This is a genomic window from Alcaligenes ammonioxydans, assembly GCF_019343455.1.
In the GTDB taxonomy this organism is placed as follows: Bacteria; Pseudomonadota; Gammaproteobacteria; order Burkholderiales; family Burkholderiaceae_B; genus Alcaligenes; species Alcaligenes ammonioxydans.
This window is the reverse complement of the sequence record NZ_CP049362.1, coordinates 1,016,131-1,037,694: the sequence shown is the minus strand read 5'-3', so window position 1 is coordinate 1,037,694 and position 21,564 is coordinate 1,016,131. Positions and strand designations below refer to the sequence as shown.

Below are 21,564 nucleotides of genomic sequence, written 5' to 3'. Positions count from 1 at the left end.
TCGCTTTTCTGGAGACATTCAAATGGCAAAAGTCCTGGTTCTCTATTACTCCGCCTACGGCCACATTGAGAAAATGGCCCAAGCGGTGGCTGAAGGTGCGCAAAGCGCTGGTGCGACGGTGGATATCAAACGTGTCCCCGAACTGGTCCCGGAAGCGGTGGCCCAGAAAGCGAATTTCAAGCTGGATCAGGCCGCTCCGGTTGCCTCGATTGCCGACCTGGAAAACTATGACGCCATTATTGTGGGCACCGGCACCCGATTTGGGCGTATCAGTTCACAAATGGCCAGTTTTCTGGACCAGGCCGGTGGCCTGTGGGCACGCGGCGCCCTCAATGGCAAGGTAGGTGGCGCCTTTACGTCCACTGCTACCCAGCACGGCGGGCAGGAGCTCACGCTGCTGTCCATTATTCACAACCTGATGCACTTTGGGATGATTGTGGTGGGCCTGCCCTACAGCTTTGCGGGTCAAACCCTGCTCGATGAGGTAACCGGTGGCAGCCCCTACGGAGCCTCTACCATTGCCGGTGGCGACGGATCGCGCCAACCAAGCCAGAACGAGCTGGACGGGGCCCGCTTCCAGGGCCGTCATATCGCTGAAATTGCCATGAAGCTGAAAGGCTAAAACGGAGGACAAGAATGGGCATGATGATTGAAGGGCAATGGCACAGCAAAGAGCCAGTCAGCCGTACTGAGTCCGATACATTTCAGCGTGCCCAGTCCACCTTCCGGGACTGGATTACGGCCGATGGCGGCCCCGGTCCCCAGGGGCAGGCGGCACAGCCCGCTCAGGCCAACCGCTATCACCTGTATGTGTCGCTGGCCTGCCCTTGGGCGCATCGCACCTTGATCATGCGCGAACTGAAAGGACTGCACAAACTGATTTCCGTCTCAGTTGTGAATCCTGTCATGGACGATCAAGGCTGGACGTTTGAGCCGGCTGAAGGTGTGATCGCCGATCCAGTCATGGATGCCCAGTTCCTGCACCAGCTCTACGCCAAGGCTGATCCGAACTTTACCGGCCGCATTACGGTTCCCGTGCTGTGGGACAAGCATCGGGCCACGATCATCAACAATGAGTCCTCCGAGATCATGCGTATTTTCAATAACGCATTCGATACCTTGGGGGCACGCAGTCTGGATATGGCTCCGCTCGACTTGCGTACCCAAATCGAGCAGATCAATGGCCATGTCTACGACACGGTGAACAACGGCGTGTACAAAGCCGGCTTTGCCCGCTCACAGTCTGCCTACAACACTGCCGTGCATGCGCTGTTCCAGAGTCTGGACGGCTTGGAAACCCGACTGGCCCAGCAGCGCTATCTGACTGGTACACGGCTCACTGAGGCCGACTGGCGTCTGTTCACTACCTTGATCCGCTTCGATCCGGTCTATGTCGGCCACTTCAAATGTAATCTGCGCCGTTTGATCGACTATCCGAATCTGTGGAACTACATGCTGGAGCTGTACCAGATGCCCGGCATCGCCGATACCGTCAATCTGGATCACATCAAAACCCATTACTACAGCAGTCACAGCCATTTGAACCCGACAGGCATTGTGCCCGCTGGCCCACTCATGGATCTGAACGGGCCCCACGGACGCGGCCATTTACCTGCCCAGCCAGGCCCCTTGCATATTGGTCTTCAGTAACCGGGGCGATCAAAAATATCAGGATTGAGCAAAATAGATCGGTCAACCTGATTAATGTCGGTGCGCCCGCAAAAAGCCATGGACACATCCAGTTCATTGGCCATCAATTTGAGCAAGCGAGCCACGCCGGGCTGACCGGCCGCTCCCAAAGCGTAGAGAAAAGCACGGCCAATCATCGCTCCCTGGGCGCCCAGGGCCCGTGCCCGCAACACATCCTGACCACTGCGAACTCCTCCGTCGACGAGCACCTCGATCTTGTCACCCACCGCCTTGCTGATAGCCGGCAGGCAGGAAATGGAAGAAGGCGCACCATCGAGCTGACGACCGCCGTGATTGGACACGATCAGCGCATCGGCGCCGCTGTCGACTGCATGGCGAGCATCGTCCGCATCCATAATGCCTTTGACAATCAGTTTGCCGCCCCAGGCATTTTTGATCCACTCGATATCTTTCCAGCTCAAGCTCGGGTCAAACTGCTCAGCGGTCCAGGTCGCCAAAGAACGCAAATCCGAAACGCCCTTGGCATGGCCGACAATATTGCCAAAACTGCGGCGATGGGTGCGCAACATGTTGCGACACCAATATGGTTTGGTCGCCAGATTGAGCAGATTGGGCACCGTCAGGCGCGGAGGCGTCGTCAAACCGTTTTTGATGTCTTTGTGACGCTGCCCCAGCACCTGCAAGTCCAGAGTCAGAACCAGCGCCGAGCAATGAGCTGCTTTGGCACGCGCAATCAGGTTTTCAATAAAACTGCGATCACGCATGACGTAGAGCTGAAACCAGAACGGACTACGGGTCGCCTGAGCCACATCCTCGAGCGAGCACACACTCATGGTGGACAGTGTGAAAGGAATACCAAAGTCCCGAGCAGCCAAAGCGGCCAGCATTTCGCCGTCGGCATGCTGCATACCCGTCAGGCCTGTGGGGGCAATAGCCACTGGCATGGCCACGTCCTGCCCCAACAGCGTCGTCCTTATACTGCGATGACCAATATCCACTGCCACACGCTGTCTGAATTTCAGCTTGTGAAAATCCTGCTCATTAGCCTGATACGTCCCTTGCGTCCAAGAGCCAGAGTCGGCGTAGTCATAAAACATCTTGGGCACGCGGCGTTTAGCCACCAGGCGGAAATCTTCAGTGCAGGTAATTTTCGACAGATCCATGACATTCAGCTCCAAAACAATGGCGTAATAATGCGACTTTGTTTCCCTGGGGGCAAGTCATCCCCGACCGGCTGGCTCTTGTTCCGCATAGACGGGGTCACCCCCCAGAGATGGCTTAGGGCCCTCAGTCGAGCACACCAGTCCTGATAGACGGCTCACTGTTCCTGCTAAAGCACGCTCCCCCAAGAGGCTGCTCAATGCCCCCTGACGCGCGAACTACTCGCGATACACGAACAAAACCTTTCTTAACGCAGCTCCCCCAGGGCTGACTGGCTCTTTGTTGAGCTGCGTTGCCTCTCCAGGCCGATCCGACGAGAAGCCACTGCGAGCCGTTTGGCCTCTCCAGCCATCTCATCGCCTTGAAACCAGCCCTTGCCAAGCACATGCCCAACCGAAAAACGACTATTCATCGAAACTTTATCGAAAAAAATTCGATATTGTGGTGACAAGTAAAAATAGCCGTGCTATAGTTTTACTTCTTTAGCGGCTGTAGCTCAGTTGGATAGAGTACTTGGCTACGAACCAAGGGGTCGTGGGTTCGAATCCTGCCAGCCGCGCCATATTCAAGAGTGTTCTATATAGAACAGTCTTCAAGACTTCAGTCTTGGCAAGTAAAGCCACAATGAATTTTCATTGTGGCTTTTTTGTTTCTGTCATCAATGACACACTGCGCACGCCCCTTACTCTCAGGTCCTGGCGCTTGCCTCGTATGCATTCTGCCGCTGCGAGCTGCTCGACTGAAAAGCGGACTCACGCCCTGCCCGCCATTCTTCACACTCCAATGCCCTTTTCCGCCTGTCCGAAGCAAGCTCCCTTCATGACATCGGGACGTTTTGGACGCATCCGACTCCAGGAAAACCAGTACAAGCGGCCAACTCAGGCACCAATCGTAATGGACTCCCCCTCTTCCTCTGGCCCGCTGCTCAGTCAAGCCGAACCATTTTCGTATTTATTTTAAAAAAAGAGTATTACAGGCTTGCCATGCAGATAAATAGTCTGCTATAGTTTCATTTCTTTGGCGGCTGTAGCTCAGTTGGATAGAGTACTTGGCTACGAACCAAGGGGTCGTGAGTTCGAATCTTGCCAGCCGCGCCATATAAAGAAAAAAGCCACTTCTTCGGAAGTGGCTTTTTTCGTTTGTCTTTCCGCTTTTTTACCCAACCTGACTCTCCCGGTTTCTCTGCTTTTTTCCTGTGATTTGCATGCAGCGGGCAAAGTTAATTGTTTCCACCCATCAGCCTTGTCAGGCAGAAAAGCACAACACTCATCCTCAAGTCCCTGCCCAGGCGTTTATAAACTGAACTTCACAAATGCCACGAACCAGATGTAACAATTGAAACATTCTTTTAATTTCAAAAAATTAGGGTAAAACCTCTCTATTATTGCCAACACGAATTAAAAGAGGGGACATACCATTCCAAGAGCTTATGCCACGGGCTGCGTACAACACGCAGTCACATACGACAGAGAAAATTGAGCCGTCCGGCTTGTACCTGCTGAAACCGATATCCCGGTGCAGCCTGTCGTTGGCACATCTTGGGCTATTCCCATCTTTGAATAGACCCGAAAAACAAACAAAGCAGATCTGTTCATTAATCTAAAGAGGAAACCCATGACTCGTCGCATGCTCGCTGCGCTTTTACTGTCCATTCCACTTGCTGCCTGCCAGACCCTACAGGGTGGTGGAACGGGAGGCGAAGACAAGTTCACTGCCGCCTACCTAAAAACACACCTGAAACCAGGCGTCACCACCTCTGAGCAAGTGCGCCAGCTCTACGGCAAACCCGATACCACTCAAGAAGGCCCAAACGGACCATCGATGTGGACCTACTCTCCCCGTAACACCGCAAACGCTGACTTGCTGTCCTCTGCCATGGGTGCCTTCGGACTGGGGGCCGCCAGCAGCCTTACGGGTGCAGCACCGGCGGATTCCTACACGCTGTTCATTCATTTTCAAAACAATAAGGTTTCCGACTACAGCTTATCGCAGATCTAAAAACCGCTTGGTTTAAGACTGGCTATACTCAAAAGCCTGGGCGGGTCAGCCCAGGCTTTTTTACAGCAAGGCAACGAGACTCATCATGACTTCACGCACTTTCCGTTTACTGCCCGCCGGCCTGCTTCTGGCCTGCGGCCTGGCCTTCGCGCAAAACACGCCTCCCTCGACCCAGCTTGCCCAAATGGGTGGTGCCATGCACGCCGCCGCAAAAGTCTGCGGCGACTACTCCGAGGCGCAATTGAAAGAAATGAAGGAAAAGCAACAGCAGTCCATGAAAGAGATGGGCCTGAACGAAGCCGACTTTGAAGCAGCGTTCAATGCAGGTCTGGAACGCGGCAGCAAGGACATGGCCACGATCAGCGAAGCGCAGCGCCAACAAATGTGCGAGCAATTGCGCTCCGGCCCCAAGTTTTAAATTCGCTCTTCCCAACCAGAAAGCGCTCCGGCCCCCCAAGGAACCAGAGCGCTTTTTTACTGCCAGCGCCAAAACCCCAAAAGGTTTACAACGCTTTGACCATATCTTCGATGGTCTTTTTGGCATCGCCAAACACCATCATGGTCTTGTCCATATAGAACAGCTCGTTATCCAGACCGGCATAACCGGCGGCCATGGACCGCTTGTTCACGATCACGGTTCGGGCCTTGTACGCTTCCAGAATCGGCATGCCCGCAATTGGCGAAGCCGGATCGTTCTTGGCGGCCGGGTTAACCACGTCATTGGCCCCCAGCACCAGCACCACATCGGTCTGCGCAAACTCGCTATTGATGTCGTCCATTTCAAAGACTTGCTCATAAGGCATTTCGGCCTCAGCCAGCAAGACGTTCATATGGCCAGGCATACGACCGGCCACCGGATGAATCGCGTATCGCACATTCACACCCTGGCTGGTCAGCTTGTCCGACAACTCTTTCAAGGCGTGTTGAGCACGGGCCACGGCCAAACCGTAACCGGGCACAATCACCACGGACTCGGCATTGCTCATCATGAAAGCGGCATCTTCTGCACTGCCGGATTTCACCGAACGATTGCCCTGATCCGCGCCACCGGCAGCCGCTTCCGGATTGGCACCAAAACCGCCCAGTATCACGTTGAAGAAGGCACGGTTCATGGCCTTGCACATGATGTAGGACAGAATTGCACCGGAAGAACCCACCAGCGAACCGGCAATGATCAGCATGGAGTTGTTCAGGGAGAAACCAATCCCTGCTGCGGCCCAGCCCGAATAGCTGTTCAGCATGGAGACCACCACCGGCATGTCCGCCCCGCCAATCGGGATGATCAACATCACGCCCAGCAGGAAGGACAAGGCCAGCAGCACGCCAAAGGCCCACCATGCCTGGGTCATCACAAAGATCGCACCGCAGAGCAGGGCCAAGAGCCCGAGCAGCAGGTTCAGCATGTGCTGACCTTTAAAAGTGACGGGCGCCCCTTGGAACAGTCGGAATTTGTATTTGCCCGACAGCTTGCCAAATGCAATCACCGAACCGGAGAAGGTAATGGCACCGACCAGCGCGCCCAAGGCCAGCTCCACACGGTTACCCATGGGCAGCGCCACCTCGGCCGAACCAATCCCGAAGGCCACCGGCTCCAGCACCACGGCAATCGCAATGGCGACCGCAGCCAGACCAATCATGCTGTGCATGAAGGCCACCAGCTCCGGCATTTTGGTCATCTCGACACGGCGTGCCATGATGGTGCCGAGCACGCCGCCAATGACCAGACCGATCAGAACCCGCAGCAGGCCAGAAAGCTCTTTGCCTTCAGGAGCCAGGCTGTAGATCAGCACGGCGGTGGTGGCAATGGCCAAGGCCATCCCCACCATGCCGAACAGATTGCCACGACGCGAACTGGCTGGATGCGACAAGCCTTTCAGGGCCTGAATGAAACACACTGAAGCCAGTAAATAGCACAAGGTAACGGTATTCATGGAAATCATGATTGCCCTTCCTTGGGCGTATTTTTAGCGCCCTTCTTTTTAAACATTTCCAACATGCGGCGGGTTACCAGAAAACCACCGAACACGTTAACCGAGGCCAGCGCGGTGGCGATGATGCCCATCACCTGTGCCCAGGTGCTTTCGGTTAGGGCTGCCGCCAGCATACCGCCCACAATGATGATGGCCGAGATGGCGTTGGTCACCGCCATCAAGGGGGTGTGCAAAGCGGGCGTCACTGTCCAGACCACGTGGTAACCCACGTAAATGGCCAGTACAAAGATGATCAGATTAATGACCAGGGGAGAAATAATATCCATGATCTCAGGCTCCCTGCTGTGGAAAGAGTCGTTTACCACCCTGAACCACCCGGCTGGCATTCACAATGTCGTCGTCCGCAGGGATATGCAGCTCGTCAGACTGATCCTTGAGCATCAAGCCCAGAAACTGTTGAATATTGCGGGCATACAAGGCAGACGCATCCGCGGCAACGCGAGCCGGAAAGTTGGTCTCGCCCACCAGGGTCACGCCATGCTTTTCCACAATCCGATCGGCTTCGGTCAAGGCGCAGTTGCCACCGCGTGCCGCAGCCAGGTCAACAATGACCGAACCCGCCCGCATGGACTGCACCACCTCCTCGGCAATCAGGCGCGGGGCGGGACGCCCCGGAATCAAGGCCGTGGTGATGATGACGTCGGCCTGAGCGCAACGTGCCGCCACCACCGCCGCCTGTCGTTGCAACCAGGAAGCAGGCATGGGACGCGCATAGCCGCCTACGCCTTGCGCCGCTTCCCGCTCTTCGTCAGTCTCGTAAGGTACGTCAATGAACTTGCCACCTAGCGACTCAATCTGCTCACGGGCAGCCGGACGCACGTCAGAGGCCTCGACCACCGCCCCCAGACGACGGGCCGTCGCAATCGCCTGCAAACCGGCCACCCCCGCGCCCAGCACCACGACACGGGCTGCTTTGACGGTACCCGCCGCGGTCATCATCATGGGAAAGAATCGGGGATACAAAGTGGCCGCTTTAAGCACTGCGGCATACCCTGCGATATTGGCCTGCGAGGACAGAACGTCCATGCTTTGCGCCCGCGTCGTACGCGGGATCAGCTCCAGGGCAAATGCCTGGCAACCAGAAGCAGCCAGTCCATCCAGACCCTGGCTCTCATAGGGGTCCAGCATACCGACGAGCACATGTTCGGCACGTAGACGGGCCAGATCCACATCGGCTGGCCCTACAAGCAGCAGTACGGTGGCCTGATAGGGATCGCCTATCGTAGCCCCTGCCGCCTCGTAGTCTGCATCCGAGCTGGCAATACCCTGTCCAGCACCCGCCTCGACAATCACATCATGGCCCGCCTTGCGGTAGGCCCTGACGGTATCGGGCGTGGCCGCTACCCTCTTTTCCCCGGTCCCCCGGGGGCTTAGTACACCCAGTCGCATCTTCAATCTCCAGTTAATTAACTAACTTCTACGATCTCTGACGACGTGCAGTACCCGGCGGGGTGAGTCTGCCTCTTTTCAGACGCGACTCAGCAACCACACCGGCCCGATGTGTGCTTCCACACCACACCGGAACACTCTCTATAAATTCGGATGCGCAAGTACAGGCGTCTGACACGCCTGCTTAAACAGGATAGAACGCTATCCTTTTGTTTCCCTCTCCCTCTCCTGCGCGCTGTCAAAAACAGTCATTCTTTTTGGAACTCACTATAAGGGCCTTTATTTGACACAAGAAATCTGCACCCGCACTAGACCGCTTTAGACAAAAACGCAAGACACATTACTACCACCTGATTATCGCAACAGAGGGCGTGAGCGGCAGATTTTTTTTCTCTGCGCATCGCGCACATCCTGCCAGGCCAGCCATTTCCAAAGACTTAGTTGCCTGATAATTAAAACTACAAGCATTGACCTGCTGCTAAGATAGCAACTTCGTATAAAACATGTCATCAACTTGTAATTATTGTTTGTGCCAAGGCCCCAGGGCGGTTTATATCGCCGGCGGCGCCTGAGCCACTTCCTTTAAAAGCCTAGGCAACCGCCTTCTTGCAGCGCGGCTTACCTGCATTATTCAGTCCCAGGCTGATCTATCCCCATGGCAGACATCCACATCGATCGCGTCGTTAAACGCTACGGCAGCAACACCATCATCAATGAACTGAGCCTGGAAATCCGGCACGGTGAATTCTTCACATTATTAGGCCCGAGCGGCTGTGGCAAAACCACCTTGCTACGCATGATTGCCGGTTTCATCATCCCCGATGAAGGCCGTCTGTATCTGGACAAAGAAGATATTACCTACCTGCCCGCCCACAAGCGCGAGACCGGCATGGTATTTCAGGACTACGCCCTATTTCCGGACAAGAGCGTCTTTGACAACGTGGCCTACGGCTTGCGGGTACGTAAAGTCAGCAGCAGCGACATAAAGAAAAAAGTCGGCTACATTCTGGACCGCGTCGAGCTGGGCGGCATGGCCCAGCGTTACCCTGCTGAACTGTCAGGCGGTCAACGTCAGCGTGTGGCCCTGGCCCGTGCCCTGGTGATCGAACCCCGGGTGTTGCTGATGGACGAGCCCCTGTCCAACCTGGATGCCAAGCTGCGCATTCAGATGCGTCAGGTCATTCGTGAACTGCAACAGGAATCGAACATCACGGCTATTTTCGTGACACATGACCAGGAAGAAGCCCTGTCCATGTCGGACCGCATCGCTTTGTTGCGCCAAGGTCGGATCGACCAGCTCGATACACCTGAACTGATGTACTCCAGCCCACGTACAGCGTATGCTGCCGACTTTATTGGGGCGGCCAACCTGATCGACACCCTGGGCGTTCATCAGGAGCCCGACCACACCACCGTCAGCATCGCAGGCGGCCATATCATGGTGAACAATCCGCCCCCAGCAGGCCAGGTCTTGCTGGCGGTACGTCCCGAACACATCACGCTGCATACGCAAGCGCTGGCTGGCAGCATCCCCGCCCAGGTGGTGGCTCGCCAGTATCTGGGGACCAAAACGGCCTACAGCCTGAAGCTCAATGACGGCAAACAGATCATTGCTGACGTTGCGGCCGCCCTGGACCCCCATCTTTTGGCAGGCCGCTCGGTGAACCTGAGCTTTAGCCCTGAATGTCGTCTGGTCGAGGCGTAATACTCATGGCTATTGCTGCAAGACCCCTGGCCCTTCGTTCTCCCTGGTTCCTGCCTGCCCTGGTTTGTCTGGTGGTACTGGTTTTCTGGGTCGTCTGGCCACTGGCTTCCTTGTTCTATCAAAGTGTCGTTGATCCGGCAACGGGCCTGCCCAGCCTGCACGGCTTTGAAACCTTTTTCAGTGACCCCCGCTACGTCGAGGCCTTTTTCAACACCATCAAGCTGGGGCTGATTTCCACCATCGGCACCTTGCTGCTGGGCGCTCCACTGGCCTATGTGGTGGCGCGCTACGACTTTCCCGGCAAAGCCATTGTCGCCATTTTGCCGCTGACCACCATTGTGCTGCCGGACATCATTGTCTCGCAGGCCTGGCTGATGCTGCTGGGCAATAACGGCGTGGTGCGTCTGGCGCTGGAGAACATCGGCATCGACCTGCCCAGCTTCTACGGCTGGTTTGGCATGTCTTACGTGCTGATCCTGAACGATTACACCTATGTGTATATCGGCATGCTGGCGGCGCTCAAGGCTATTGACGGTACGCTGGAAGAAGCGGCTGTGAACCTGGGGGCCAGCAACTTCAAGCGCGCGCTTAGCGTCACCTTTCCGGTGCTGATGCCTGCCTTGCTGGTCAATGCCATGATTGTGTTCACACTGGCCGTGGACAACTTCTCCATCCCCATGATTCTGGGCGGTCAGGTCGATGTACTGTCCTCGCTGACCTACACCACCTTTCTGTCCGAAATGAGTGGCAACCCCACCATGCAAGGCGTGCTGGCCGTCGTCTCGGTAATTCTGGTCGGTGCCGTGCTGTTCATCCAGAAACGGGTTCTGGAGCGCAAGACCTTCCAGATGCAGCAAGGCCGTGCGCCGCGTCCTGTACGCGCCCAAGGCCTGGCCGGCATCTTGCTGACCATCGGCGCCGTGCTCTTTGTGACCTTCTCGCTGATTCCGGCCTTTATCGTGCTGATTGGCGCGTTCACCAAAGCCAGCGGCCCGGTCATGCAATACGGGACCTTCACCCTGGACAATATGGAGCGCGCCCTGCGCTACGCACCGGAGCCCATCCTGAACTCGCTGATGCTGGCCAGTGTCGCCACCGTTGCAGGCACCTGCTTTGCCACGATCTGCAGTTACTTGATCGTGAAAAAGCGACTGTTCGTGGTGACGGCGCTGGACTATATGGTGATGCTGCCCCTGGCCATTTCAGGCACTGTGCTCGGTATCGCCCTGATCCAGACCTACAACAGCGGCATGCTGGTGCTCACCGGCACCTGGGTCATCATGGCCGGCGCCTACTTTGTGCGCAAGGTGCCCTTTTCCATTCGCTCCGCGTCGGCCTCGCTCTACAACATTCCCGACTCGATCGAAGAAGCCTCCATCAACCTGGGTGTCAGTCCTTTTCAGAGTTTCTTCAAGGTGGTGTTGCCCTTGATGAAGCCAGCCATTTTGGGGGCGGCCATCCTGATGTGGGTGACTTCCCTGGCCGAAATTTCCGCCACGATCGTGCTGTATTACGGTGGGATGGAAACCATGCCCATCCAGATGTTCCGCCAGATTGACGCCGGTTTTCTGGCCCGCGCCTCGGCCTATGGCGTGATCTTGATGGTCGTGATTCTGGTGCCTATTTATCTGGCTATCCGTTTCCTCAAGCTGGATCTGTTTTCCAGCCGCTAATCTAAAAAGGCTCATTATGCTGACTACACGTTTCCTGAAAACAGGTCTGGCACTCTCGCTCAGTGTCGGCGCCCTGTCCCTGTCCAGTACCGCTCTGGCCGCCAATGCCGTGATGTATACGCCCAACAATGTGCAAACCATTGATACGGCCCTGGAAATCGCCCGAAAAACCGCGCCGGACCTGTCCATTCAACAAGTAACCTCAGGCGCGGGCGCCTTGATGAAGCGTATCGAAGCCGAAGCACAAAACCCGTTGGGCGATGTGGTCTGGGGCGCTGGTTACGGCACCATGGCTGCTTTCCAGCAAAACTTTGAGCCCTACGAATCACCCGAGAACAAGGCTATTGCGCAGGCCTTCCACGGCAAGGACAGCCTGTGGACCAGCTCCAATGCCCACGTCATGGTCATCATGGCCAACGAGCGCCAGCTGAAAGGCCTGGCCGCTCCCAAGACCTGGTCTGATTTGTTCGACCCTCAGTGGAAAGGCAAGATCATCATCGGTGATCCCGCCTCCTCGGGTAGTGCCTACGATCAGGTTTACGGTATTTACCAACTGTACGGCGCGGAAGGCCTGAACAAACTGGCTGCCAACGTCATCGTGTCCAAGAGTTCTGGCCAGGTCTACAAAAGTGTGGCTAACGGTGAATACCCACTGGGCGTGACCATGGAATACGCCGCTTACGCCTACGTCGCCGGTGGCCAGAAAGGGATTGAGCTGATCTACCCTGAAGACGGCACTTTTGTTGCCCCGGAAGGCGTGGCCGTGATCAAGAATCCTAAGAACGGTCAGGAGGCAGCTCGCAAACTGGTAGACGTTTTGCTGTCCAAGGAAGTACAGGAAGCCGAACTGGTAGAAAACTTCCGTCGCCCCACCCGTAGCGACATCAATGTGGCCGAACTGACCCAGTTGCCAAACCTGGATCAGATCAAAGTGGCCACTCTCGATCCCTTGAAAGCGGCGGCTGAATACAACACCGTGCTCGACGTCTGGAAACAGGCTTTGGCGGCGGCAGGCAAATAAGTCCGGCAAGCACGGGCTGCCTCGTCCTGCTTGGCAGCTCAGACCTTGCAGCCTGAAGACTCAACGCACAAAAAACCCTTGGTCTCTGGATATCACTCCATGCCAAGGGTTTTTTCATTATTACTGCCGACACACGGCGGCAAGCAAGACTCGCAGGATGCCAATACACAGCCCTATGCGTATTCAAACCCGCGTATAAATCGGCAATACCGTCTGGGGCTGAGAGAAGCAAAGTGCCACTCAAGCTTCTACTTGGAGCAATCCACCGGGTAAATCTGGTCTTCACGCAGGCGTGGGCGATCGGCCTCTACTTCGGTCAAAGGTTCAACACGCTGCATGGTCGCCAGCGAGCGCTGAGCCAGACGCTGGTACATGCGTGTTCCGAAAAATTTCCCATCAATGGCCTTCTGATCCAGCTCTTTGACGATTACTGCGGGAGAGCCGGCCACCAGACTGCGCGGCGGCACCTGCATGCCTTTTTTAACAAAGGCCATGGCGCCAATAATACTGTCCGCGCCAATATCCGCCGCGTCCATGACCACCGCATTCATGCCCACCAGTACGTTGCGTCCAATCACGCATCCGTGCAGCACCGCACCATGTCCGACGTGACCGTCCTCATGCACGATGGTGTCCTGGTAAGGCGTGCCGTGGATCACACAGGTATCCTGAATGTTGGACCCCGCCTTCATGATGATGCGCCCGAAGTCGCCACGCAAACTCGCCAGGGGGCCGATATAAACCCCTTCGCCGATAATCACGTCCCCAATCAACACGGCGGTAGGATGAACAAAGGCCGTAGGATGAACGACGGGCACCAGACCATCAATAGAATAAATATTTTGCATACCTGCCTCGTACAAAGCCTGCACCTGGCCAGCACGGGGTCCGGCCAAAAAGAAGATCATAGCCTCTACAGCTCGATATAATGCGCCGTCCTCTTTCTTTTTGCATCCTATGAGCATGTTGTATTACTGGCTGGCCTTTTGCTTGGGCATGGTGTTTTACGCCGCCTACCTGTCGCAGTCCTTTTTGCTGGCGCAAGGCATGATTTATATGAAAGAAACAGATAGATCGCCTTCCCTGCTCTGGCTGTTTACCCGTCTGCTCGGCTATATCCTGCGCACCATTCCCAGCCTGCTGATGCGTCCAATCCCCTTGATCCTCTGGGTCCTGGGTCTGGGCTTGACGGTGCAATACAGCTTCGCACCATAAGTAACAGAGACGCGGCGACCGCCTCCTTGCACCCGTCGCTATCCGTTTCAAGCGCTCATCCGAACCTCCCTGAGCCTGCGCCTACCAGTCAAGTTTGCTGCGTCGGTCAGTCAATTCCTCACCCGCTCCCGGCCCTACACTGAGTCAAATCATAATGGCCGGGTGCGGTATTGTGCACGGCATGGGGATCAAGATCGCGAATACCGCGACATGGAGGATGTATGCAGACAAGGAAAATCGTTCGGGCCGCCGCCGTACAGGCCGCCTCTCCCAATTACGATCTGGCAGCCGGCGTGGACAAGACCATTGAACTTGCCCGTCAGGCGCGCGATGAGGGATGCGACCTGATCGTGTTTGGCGAGACCTGGCTACCGGGCTACCCTTTTCATGTCTGGCTGGGCGCACCGGCCTGGTCACTCAAATACAGTGCCCGTTATCAGGCCAACTCGCTCTGTCTGGACAGTGCAGAATTTCATCACATTGCCCAGGCCGCGCGTACCTTGGGTATTTTTATTGCCCTGGGCTACAGCGAGCGTAGTGGCGGCAGCCTGTATCTGGGGCAGTGCCTGATTGATGACAAGGGCGAGATGTTGTGGTCGCGCCGCAAACTCAAACCCACGCATGTAGAGCGCACGGTCTTTGGTGAAGGGTATGCCCGCGACCTGATCGTCTCCGATACCGAGCTGGGGCGGGTCGGAGCCTTGTGCTGCTGGGAGCACCTCTCCCCCTTGAGCAAATACGCACTCTACTCCCAGCATGAGGCAATCCACATTGCTGCCTGGCCCTCTTTTTCACTGTACAGCGAACAGGCACATGCGTTGAGCGCCAAGGTGAATATGGCCGCTTCACAGATTTACTCGGTGGAGGGTCAGTGCTTTACGATTGCTGCCAGCAGTGTCGTCACCCAAGAGACGCTGGACATGCTGGAAGTCGGTGAGCACAACGCCCATCTACTGACCGTAGGCGGAGGCAGCTCCATGATCTTTGCCCCTGATGGCCGTACCTTGGCACCTTACCTGCCCCATGATGCCGAAGGCCTGATCATCGCTGATCTGGACATGGAAGAAATTGCCTACGCCAAGGCCATCAATGACCCTGTGGGGCACTATTCCAAACCCGAAGCCACTCGCCTGGTGCTGGACTTGGGACATCGTGAGCCTATGACCCGCCTACACCACAAAAGCGTCGTTAAAGAGAGCACGGCTAGCCCATCGCCACTGAGCAGCGCTCCGGCCGAGCCTACTCAGCCAAACTACAGCACTGACACGGTACTGCTGCACGAGCCATCCTGACGGGTCCAGGTCGATCAACCTTTACGCCCCACAGAAAGGGCCCGGTGCGCTTGCTGCTCGCTCATTGAGGGGTAAGCCAGGCACCGGGGGCTCCAGCTGGTCTGAAATTATCGCCTCCTGGGACGCTTTCTGGTCTGGTCCAAACCCTGGAACATACCGGATACTTAGCCAGTTCGGCTGATGGCAGCGTTTGCTATCTGCCTCTGGTTCTGAGACGATGAGGTCTTCCATGGAGCAATGGTCTACGACGACAATTCCCCCCGCACGGCGCGCCCCTTACTGGATGGAAGCCGTCAACAAAGCCTATGTGCAACTGGAATGTGCCGTTCCCTCCCGCTCCACGGCTCCCTTCTTTGGCGCCATTACTCGTCGCGAACTGGCCGCCGTCAATCTGTCCCGAATCACCTCGACCACGCAAACCGTATTGCGCACACCATTGCAAATCTCCCGCGCCTCTGAAGATATTTTTCTGCTCAGCATTCAGGTCGCGGGCACCGGGCAGCTGATTCAGGACCAAAAAACGGCCCATCTCAAGCCTGGAGATCTGGCCCTGTACGACTCCACCCGCCCTTACCAGCTTTTGTTTGACCAGGATTTTGAGCAATATGTGCTCTCCTTGCCCGGTTCCATCTTGCGCAAACGCTTGCACCATGCCGAAGACATGACCGCCTGCACGATGAGTAGCGCCCAATCCGGTACGGCACGCCTGCTCTCGCATATGGTGTCCGAGCTGATGAACAGCCCGCCGTCCCGCGGGGATCTGGTAGACCGCTCGCTGGCGGACAGTCTGGTGGGTATTTTGGTGGCGGCACTGGCTGACAATCTGAGCACACTGCCCTTGAAAGACCACACGGCCTCGCAGCGACGCGAGCGAATCAAAGCCTATGTGCTGGAAAACCTGCGCGATCCTGAACTGTGCGTTGGCAAGATCGCCCAGCGTCTGGGGCTGGCCGCCAGCACGATTCACCGCGCCTGGGACGGCGAGGCGACTTCACTGACAAACTGGATCTGGTCCATGCGCCTGCAAGGGGCTGAGCAAGACTTGCGCCGCCTGGCTCATCACAAGCGAACCATTACCGAGATTGCCTACCACTGGGGATTTAGCAGCTCCGCGCATTTCAGCCGTGCCTTTCGACAGCATTTTGGGGTACCGCCCAAAGAGGCCCGCGAAGCGATGCGAGCCCTTTCTCAACCACGCTTGATGACTGGCTGATCAGGCAATCGCCTTGCCGTCACTCAGGGCCAGCAGGCCTTTGATCAGACGGTACAAGATCCAGACGCTCACGATGACGATCGTCACAAAACCGATCAGAATCGCCATCAGCAAGAAAGACAGGGCCACACCAGCCAAGCCCCACCAAAAGGTGCGGATTTGCCAGTCAAAGTGCGACTCCAGATACGTGCCGCGCACTTCATCGCGTTTGATGTAATTGATGATGATGGCAACCAGGGCGGTAATGCCGCCAAACATGGACAAGATATACAGCGCGTAATTGATGAGTGTCAGATTACGCAGACTGACCAGTTGATTGCTACCCCCACCTTGTGGGACAGGGTTCATTTCTTCATTCATCCATCACTCCTTGGAAACACAATCGGTAGCGTCATGCTTGTCCTAACGCTACCGAAGAAAGCCCATTCAGGCCAGCCCCTGCCTTAGCGCAACCCGATAAAAGGCATGGCCGAACCAGGCACCAGACTCTCTGGCAATTTGCCGTCCCACTTCTCCACGGCATTCAAATTGACCAGATTCGTATTTTGCGCCAGTGCCTGTGCCTTGGCCGAAATAGCCTTGGCTTCCGCTTCCCCGCGCAAACGAATGCCGTCGGCTTCGGCCATATACCGTTCACGCTGAGCACGAGCTTGAGCCTCAGCCTGAACCACCTCGATTTCCGCCTGGATGGAGGCGGTTTCCTTCTGTTGGCGAGTGGTTTCGATCTGAACCTGAGCCAGCATACGGTTTTCGATCGACTGCTCGTAAGCCTTGGAGAAGGACACTTCCTCAACCTGCACGCCCATCATCTGCAAAGGCGCAGACTCCAGCGTCACCCGCATGGCTTCGTTGATATCGGCCCCGAGCTTTTCACGATTCTGAATCGACTGGGCGGCCGTGTATTTACCAAACACGTTCTTGATCACGTCCAGCGCCTTGCGTTCGAGCAAGCGCGTTTCCAACGCCTCCAGCGAACCATATTCGGAATACAGCTGGGCCACATCGGTTTCTGGCACGCGATACGTGACCGATGCGACCATCGAGGCAGACTGCTGATCATAACTATAGGCTTCCAGCTGCATGCGAACTGTGTGGTCACGCACCGAAATTTTGCGCACCGTATCAAAGAACGGTACCTTGAAGTCCAGGCCCGGTTCGGCCACGCGCACCAGCTTGCCGTTGCGCAGCACCACACCCCGCTCCCCCTGGTCAACCTGCAGAAATGAGCCCATGGAGGCCACAATCAGGATCAGGAAAATAAGCAGCGCAGCCCCCAGGAAACCGAGTCCCTTGGAATAATTGGCGCCACCTTCAGACTTTGTTTTCGCAGCCAGTTTAGTAAATGGATTTTTATCAGTGCTCATCACGGTTTCCTGGGCGTGGCTGTCGCGTCTGGTCTTTTAATTGACGCCGTTCCACCATCAGTTGCCGTATGCCTTTGGCAATCAGGTAGGCCAATACCGCAGCCCCCAACAAAATCAAGATGATACGCATGACGCTTCAGTCTTCCCACTAGTTTTCAACAAGACGGCAATTATCCCCGATTCCTTCTGTCATGCTCAGAAAAGAAGCGTCAAAATATGACAACTAGCCCGAATTGCGGGGAATCCATTCCCAACGAGCACCATTGCATCGTGCTGCCCCGTACCTGACAGCCGCCTCGTTACTCCAGCGAAGCCAGTGCCGCATCCAGATCAGCCATATGTGCCTGTACGGGGGGGACATCACTGCGCGTTGCGATCAAACGCAGAATATGATTTTTGCTGTCCTGGAACGTGCGCATTAACTGCTCGAGCTCGGCCGTGGAATACTGGCGGGCGTTATCACGCAAAGCGGCTTCCAGTACATCCAGCTGCTCATAGACCGAATCCAGATCTTCACGCTCCTGGATATAGAGACGGGTCAGCCAGATCTGCTGGCCCACGGCGTCCCATTGCTCCAGTCCGGAGAAGCCATGTTTTTGCGTCAGACTATTTAACTGGCGGTACAAGTCCGAGCCGCGCTCCACCTGCTCAAGTTCCAGTACAGGCGGCAAGCCATCCGGCTGCCCCCCGTCCCACACGGGCTCGCTGCGCTCCACCGTTTGGAGCACGGGCAAAATATCGCGCAGGCTTTGCACGTAACGAGTCACCACCTGCTCATCTAATGCCAGCTCAGTTGAAGACGCCAAAAACGGCAAGCCCATCAAGGCTATGCCACAGATACAGAGGACTCGTTTAATCATCGCTCGCCCTAAAAAACAAGACTGCCGTCTTGAACGACGCAAAACACTTTATTTGATTGTAAGCACGAGACCCGCTGCTTTACTTGGCCTGTGCCAAAAACGACACAGCCTTTTCATTCTTCAAGTGTCTTTGTTTGAAAAGTCTTGCACTCTTTGCAATCCGTGTTGTTTGAAACATCCCTCCTTCCCAGATCCGCAACTGATTCGGATGAAGCAAGGGAAAGGTAACAATTCTTGTTTTTTACGTATCACGGGAACGGAGTGAACACAGCGCAATCCGCGTGGCGGATGCAAAAAAAAGTGGTGCAAGTATCTGGTGACTGCCGGCCATTAAGGGGCCGACATATCGTCAGAAAACAGCAGGCAATAAAAAAAGCCCTTGAAAACAAGGGCTTAATTTAATTCCAGCTGGCGGAGACGGAGGGATTCGAACCCTCGATACGGGTATAAGCCGTATGCTCCCTTAGCAGGGGAGTACCTTCAACCTCTCGGCCACGTCTCCAGCTCTAGGAAAGAAGCTACTATAGCATTTATAAAAAACCAATGCAAATAGCAAAAGAGATTATTTTTCCTGATCCAGCTCGAAAGTCTTGTGCAAGGCACGCACAGCCAATTCCATGTACTTGTCGGCAATAATCACAGAGGTCTTGATCTCGCTGGTGCTGATCATCTGGATATTGATGCCCTCTTCGGACAAGGCACGGAACATCGAGCTGGCAATACCGGCGTGGTTACGCATGCCGATGCCCACGATGGAGACTTTGCAAACGGCTTCGTCAAACACGATTTCACCAGCGCCCACGGCAGGGCCAACCTGATTGGTCAGCAATTCCTTGGTGCGCAGTGCATCATTGCGGCTGACCGTAAAGGAGAAGTCGGTCGTGCCTTGAACCGACAGGTTCTGCAAAATCATGTCGACTTCAATATTGGCGGCGGCAATGGGGCCCAGAATGGAATAGGCCACGCCAGGGGTGTCGGGCACGGCACGCAGGGTGAACTTGGCTTCATCACGGCTGAAGGCGATGCCAGAGACAACGGCAGCTTCCATTTTTTGGTCTTCCTCGAAAGTAATCAGCGTGCCCGAAGACATTTCTTCTTCGAGCGGAATCATGGGGTCGGTCAGGGACGACAAGACGCGTACGGGCACCTTGTACTTGCCGGCAAATTCCACGGACCGGATTTGAAGAACCTTGGAGCCCAGAGAGGCCATTTCCAACATTTCTTCAAAAGACAGCACTTTCATGCGACGGGCTTCCGGCACGACGCGCGGGTCGGTCGTGTAGACACCGTCCACATCGGTGTAGATCAGGCACTCGCTGGCCTTCATGGCCGCTGCCACCGCCACCGCCGAGGTGTCCGAGCCACCACGACCCAGGGTCGTGATATTGCCTTCATCATCCACACCCTGGAAACCGGTCACCACGACCACACGGCCTGCGTCCAGATCCTGGCGGATGCGGGTGTCGTCGATAGAACGAATGCGAGCACGGGTGTAGGCGCTGTCAGTTTTTACGGGAACCTGCCAGCCGGTATAGCTGCGGGCAGGTACGCCTTGGGCCGCCAGGGCCATGGCCAACAGGGCGCTACTGGCCTGTTCGCCCGTGGCTGCCAGCATATCCAGCTCACGCGGATCAGGCTGAACGCTCAGTTCTTTGGCCAGGCCTAGCAGGCGGTTAGTTTCGCCGGACATGGCCGAAGGAACCACCACCACCTGGTGCCCGGCGGCATGCCATTTGGCAACCCGACGCGCCACATTCTGGATGCGCTCGATCGAGCCCATCGACGTGCCGCCATATTTATGTACGATCAGGGACATCTTTTACTCTGCATCAAAGGGCTAAGGTCTGGGATAGACACAAAACCCAACTATTCTAACGACTTTCTGTGCCCCAAGCGCAGGCTCTACCACATGCGCACGCAAAAAAACACATACTTTGTCGACTCAACACCATAGCCCACGCTCCTGCCACAGGCCACCCCAAAACTACTTACTTGCTTGATCGGCCTTCAGGCCGGCTTGCTGCCCGCCTGAACCGGCAGATTCGATCAGCACCCGACCACGAACACAGCGGATCAGGTTTGGTCCATGCTTCCACATCAAATTTCTGTCGTGACCCTGGGCATGCACGCCACGCAGCTGGCGCAGCAGCTCTGCCAGACGGGCATGCGTGGGCAAACCGGCGCCCTGCTCCTGCAACCAATAACGGATCACCATGCTTTGCCGGGCCGGTTCCAGACCGCGCCAGGCGCTCAAACTGAAGCTGCGGCCGGTTTCATCCGGCTCCAGACCCAGCCAATCCTGACGCGCCACACTGTCCAGGACCTCCTGCGTTTCACGGCTCAGGTGGGCCTGTCTTTGCAAACGGCTTTGCCAACCGGGCCAGCGTGCATCCAGCACAGGCGTGAGCAAGTCACGCACCGCGCCACGGGTGTAATCAGGATTGGTATTGGTGGGGTCTTGTACTGCGTGCCAGCCTGTGGCCGCCGTAAAATGTTCACTGGCTTGAAGAATGAGTGCCCTGGGCTGCTCCAGCCAGGGTCGCCAGTAACTCAGATCATCACGCTGCATATGGGGTGCCATCGCACCCAAGCCGGTTGTGCCCGTGCCTCGCAGCAAACGCATCAAAACGGTTTCAGCCTGATCGTCCTGATGATGGGCCAGCAGCACATGCTGCAAGCCAACAAAATGCGCCAGTTCAGCCAGACCTTGATAGCGGGCATCACGTGCGGCGGATTCCATGCCATCCGCGCTGAGACGGCGGGACTGCACCTGGACCCGCAAACTGTGACAGGGTCGCTGCAAACGCGCCGCCAAGTCATGCACATGCGCTTGCCACTGATCGGCAAAGGCTTGCAGGCCGTGATGAATATGGAAAAAATGAAGTGTGACTTTGCGGCGGCTGGCCCAAAAATGGGCATGTACCGCCAGCATAGCCGAGTCCGCGCCACCACTCAGGGCGACAGCGATGCTATCGCTGCTTGTAAAACTCAGGTGGTGGTCAAGCGCTTTTAGCAGCGCAGGCGAGGGGCTA

The 21,564-nt window shown here is 56.2% G+C and carries 21 protein-coding genes and 3 tRNA genes; 12 read left to right on the top strand and 12 right to left on the bottom strand.

Annotated elements, in window-relative coordinates:
- Positions 1–22 precede the first annotated feature (22 nt).
- Together wrbA and FE795_RS04705 are read left to right on the top strand one after the other, a co-directional pair.
- Entirely contained in the window at positions 23–622 is a 600-nt protein-coding gene (gene wrbA / locus FE795_RS04710) for an NAD(P)H:quinone oxidoreductase (protein WP_003802600.1), read from the top strand.
- Positions 623–636: 14 nt separating this feature from the next.
- Positions 637–1,650, top strand: coding sequence for a glutathione S-transferase family protein (locus FE795_RS04705; RefSeq protein ID WP_059318760.1), 1,014 nt, complete (start codon positions 637–639; stop codon positions 1,648–1,650).
- Here the strand turns inward: FE795_RS04705 and FE795_RS04700 are convergent.
- On the bottom strand, positions 1,644–2,813 hold the full coding sequence (locus FE795_RS04700) for an alpha-hydroxy acid oxidase (protein ID WP_003802604.1): 1,170 nt from the start codon (positions 2,811–2,813) through the stop codon (positions 1,644–1,646). The two genes, FE795_RS04705 and FE795_RS04700, sit on opposite strands and share 7 nt — an antisense overlap.
- A 483-nt stretch (positions 2,814–3,296) precedes the next feature.
- On the opposite strand from FE795_RS04700, the gene FE795_RS04695 reads away from it, so the two are divergent.
- From FE795_RS04695 to FE795_RS04680, 4 genes are all read left to right on the top strand, one after another.
- Positions 3,297–3,373 (top strand) — tRNA-Arg (locus tag FE795_RS04695).
- Positions 3,374–3,831: 458 nt separating this feature from the next.
- Positions 3,832–3,908 (top strand) — tRNA-Arg (locus FE795_RS04690).
- 517 nt (positions 3,909–4,425) lie between these two features.
- Positions 4,426–4,809, top strand: a complete 384-nt coding sequence (locus FE795_RS04685; RefSeq protein WP_003802606.1) for a hypothetical protein — start codon at positions 4,426–4,428, stop codon at positions 4,807–4,809.
- Between the two features lie 85 nt (positions 4,810–4,894).
- Positions 4,895–5,227 carry a hypothetical protein gene (locus FE795_RS04680; protein ID WP_003802608.1) on the top strand — a complete coding sequence of 111 codons (333 nt, stop codon included), beginning with the start codon at positions 4,895–4,897 and terminating at the stop codon, positions 5,225–5,227.
- Positions 5,228–5,312: 85 nt separating this feature from the next.
- Here the strand turns inward: FE795_RS04680 and FE795_RS04675 are convergent, their stop codons facing one another.
- The 3 genes from FE795_RS04675 to FE795_RS04665 are packed head-to-tail and all read right to left on the bottom strand — an operon-like array spanning position 5,313 to position 8,189.
- A complete protein-coding gene (locus FE795_RS04675) occupies positions 5,313–6,749 on the bottom strand; it encodes an NAD(P)(+) transhydrogenase (Re/Si-specific) subunit beta (protein ID WP_003802611.1) in 1,437 nt (478 codons plus the stop codon).
- On the bottom strand, positions 6,746–7,066 hold the full coding sequence (locus tag FE795_RS04670) for an NAD(P) transhydrogenase subunit alpha (RefSeq protein WP_003802613.1): 321 nt from the start codon (positions 7,064–7,066) through the stop codon (positions 6,746–6,748). Before FE795_RS04670 ends, FE795_RS04675 begins: the two co-directional genes overlap by 4 nt.
- Positions 7,067–7,070: 4 nt before the next feature.
- Positions 7,071–8,189, bottom strand: coding sequence for an NAD(P) transhydrogenase subunit alpha (locus tag FE795_RS04665; RefSeq protein WP_003802615.1), 1,119 nt, complete (start codon positions 8,187–8,189; stop codon positions 7,071–7,073).
- Positions 8,190–8,844: 655 nt separating this feature from the next.
- On the opposite strand from FE795_RS04665, the gene FE795_RS04660 reads away from it, so the two are divergent.
- From FE795_RS04660 to FE795_RS04650, 3 genes are read left to right on the top strand one after another with little or no spacing between them, the layout of a single operon-like run.
- Positions 8,845–9,894 (top strand): ABC transporter ATP-binding protein, encoded by a 1,050-nt coding sequence (locus FE795_RS04660; RefSeq protein WP_003802617.1) that lies wholly within the window; start codon positions 8,845–8,847, stop codon positions 9,892–9,894.
- A 5-nt stretch (positions 9,895–9,899) separates the two neighbouring features.
- Positions 9,900–11,567, top strand: coding sequence for an ABC transporter permease (locus FE795_RS04655; protein ID WP_003802619.1), 1,668 nt, complete (start codon positions 9,900–9,902; stop codon positions 11,565–11,567).
- 16 nt (positions 11,568–11,583) lie between these two features.
- On the top strand, positions 11,584–12,588 hold the full coding sequence (locus FE795_RS04650) for an extracellular solute-binding protein (protein ID WP_131071386.1): 1,005 nt from the start codon (positions 11,584–11,586) through the stop codon (positions 12,586–12,588).
- Between the two features lie 248 nt (positions 12,589–12,836).
- On the opposite strand, the gene FE795_RS04645 is transcribed toward FE795_RS04650, so the two are convergent.
- Complete coding sequence (locus FE795_RS04645) at positions 12,837–13,436, bottom strand: phenylacetic acid degradation protein PaaY (RefSeq protein ID WP_131071385.1); 600 nt, start codon at positions 13,434–13,436, stop codon at positions 12,837–12,839.
- 109 nt (positions 13,437–13,545) lie between these two features.
- On the opposite strand from FE795_RS04645, the gene FE795_RS04640 reads away from it, so the two are divergent.
- From FE795_RS04640 to FE795_RS04630, 3 genes are all read left to right on the top strand, one after another.
- Positions 13,546–13,803, top strand: coding sequence for a hypothetical protein (locus FE795_RS04640; RefSeq protein WP_131071384.1), 258 nt, complete (start codon positions 13,546–13,548; stop codon positions 13,801–13,803).
- 221 nt (positions 13,804–14,024) lie between these two features.
- On the top strand, positions 14,025–15,095 hold the full coding sequence (locus FE795_RS04635; RefSeq protein ID WP_131071383.1) for a nitrilase: 1,071 nt from the start codon (positions 14,025–14,027) through the stop codon (positions 15,093–15,095).
- 229 nt (positions 15,096–15,324) lie between these two features.
- The gene (locus tag FE795_RS04630) at positions 15,325–16,308 is read left to right on the top strand and encodes an AraC-like ligand-binding domain-containing protein (protein WP_039943525.1); all 984 of its coding nucleotides are present in this window, start codon (positions 15,325–15,327) and stop codon (positions 16,306–16,308) included.
- Here FE795_RS04630 and FE795_RS04625 read toward each other — a convergent pair whose 3' ends face one another.
- The 7 genes from FE795_RS04625 to tilS form a co-directional block, all read right to left on the bottom strand.
- Positions 16,309–16,668, bottom strand: a complete 360-nt coding sequence (locus tag FE795_RS04625) for a DUF4870 family protein (protein WP_131071382.1) — start codon at positions 16,666–16,668, stop codon at positions 16,309–16,311.
- An 83-nt stretch (positions 16,669–16,751) separates the two neighbouring features.
- Positions 16,752–17,672, bottom strand: coding sequence for a prohibitin family protein (locus FE795_RS04620; protein ID WP_131071381.1), 921 nt, complete (start codon positions 17,670–17,672; stop codon positions 16,752–16,754).
- On the bottom strand, positions 17,662–17,802 hold the full coding sequence (locus FE795_RS04615) for a hypothetical protein (protein ID WP_162829359.1): 141 nt from the start codon (positions 17,800–17,802) through the stop codon (positions 17,662–17,664). The genes FE795_RS04620 and FE795_RS04615 overlap by 11 nt, the downstream gene beginning before the upstream one ends.
- 169 nt (positions 17,803–17,971) lie before the next feature.
- Positions 17,972–18,532 carry a hypothetical protein gene (locus FE795_RS04610; protein ID WP_230406265.1) on the bottom strand — a complete coding sequence of 187 codons (561 nt, stop codon included), beginning with the start codon at positions 18,530–18,532 and terminating at the stop codon, positions 17,972–17,974.
- Between the two features lie 409 nt (positions 18,533–18,941).
- Positions 18,942–19,034: transfer RNA gene (locus tag FE795_RS04605), tRNA-Ser, on the bottom strand.
- 60 nt (positions 19,035–19,094) lie between these two features.
- Positions 19,095–20,348 (bottom strand): aspartate kinase, encoded by a 1,254-nt coding sequence (locus FE795_RS04600; RefSeq protein WP_131071380.1) that lies wholly within the window; start codon positions 20,346–20,348, stop codon positions 19,095–19,097.
- 168 nt (positions 20,349–20,516) lie between these two features.
- Positions 20,517–21,464: a tRNA lysidine(34) synthetase TilS gene (tilS, locus tag FE795_RS04595; RefSeq protein WP_003802637.1), complete on the bottom strand. Its 948-nt coding sequence runs from the start codon at positions 21,462–21,464 to the stop codon at positions 20,517–20,519.
- Between the last annotated feature and the right edge of the window lie 100 nt (positions 21,465–21,564).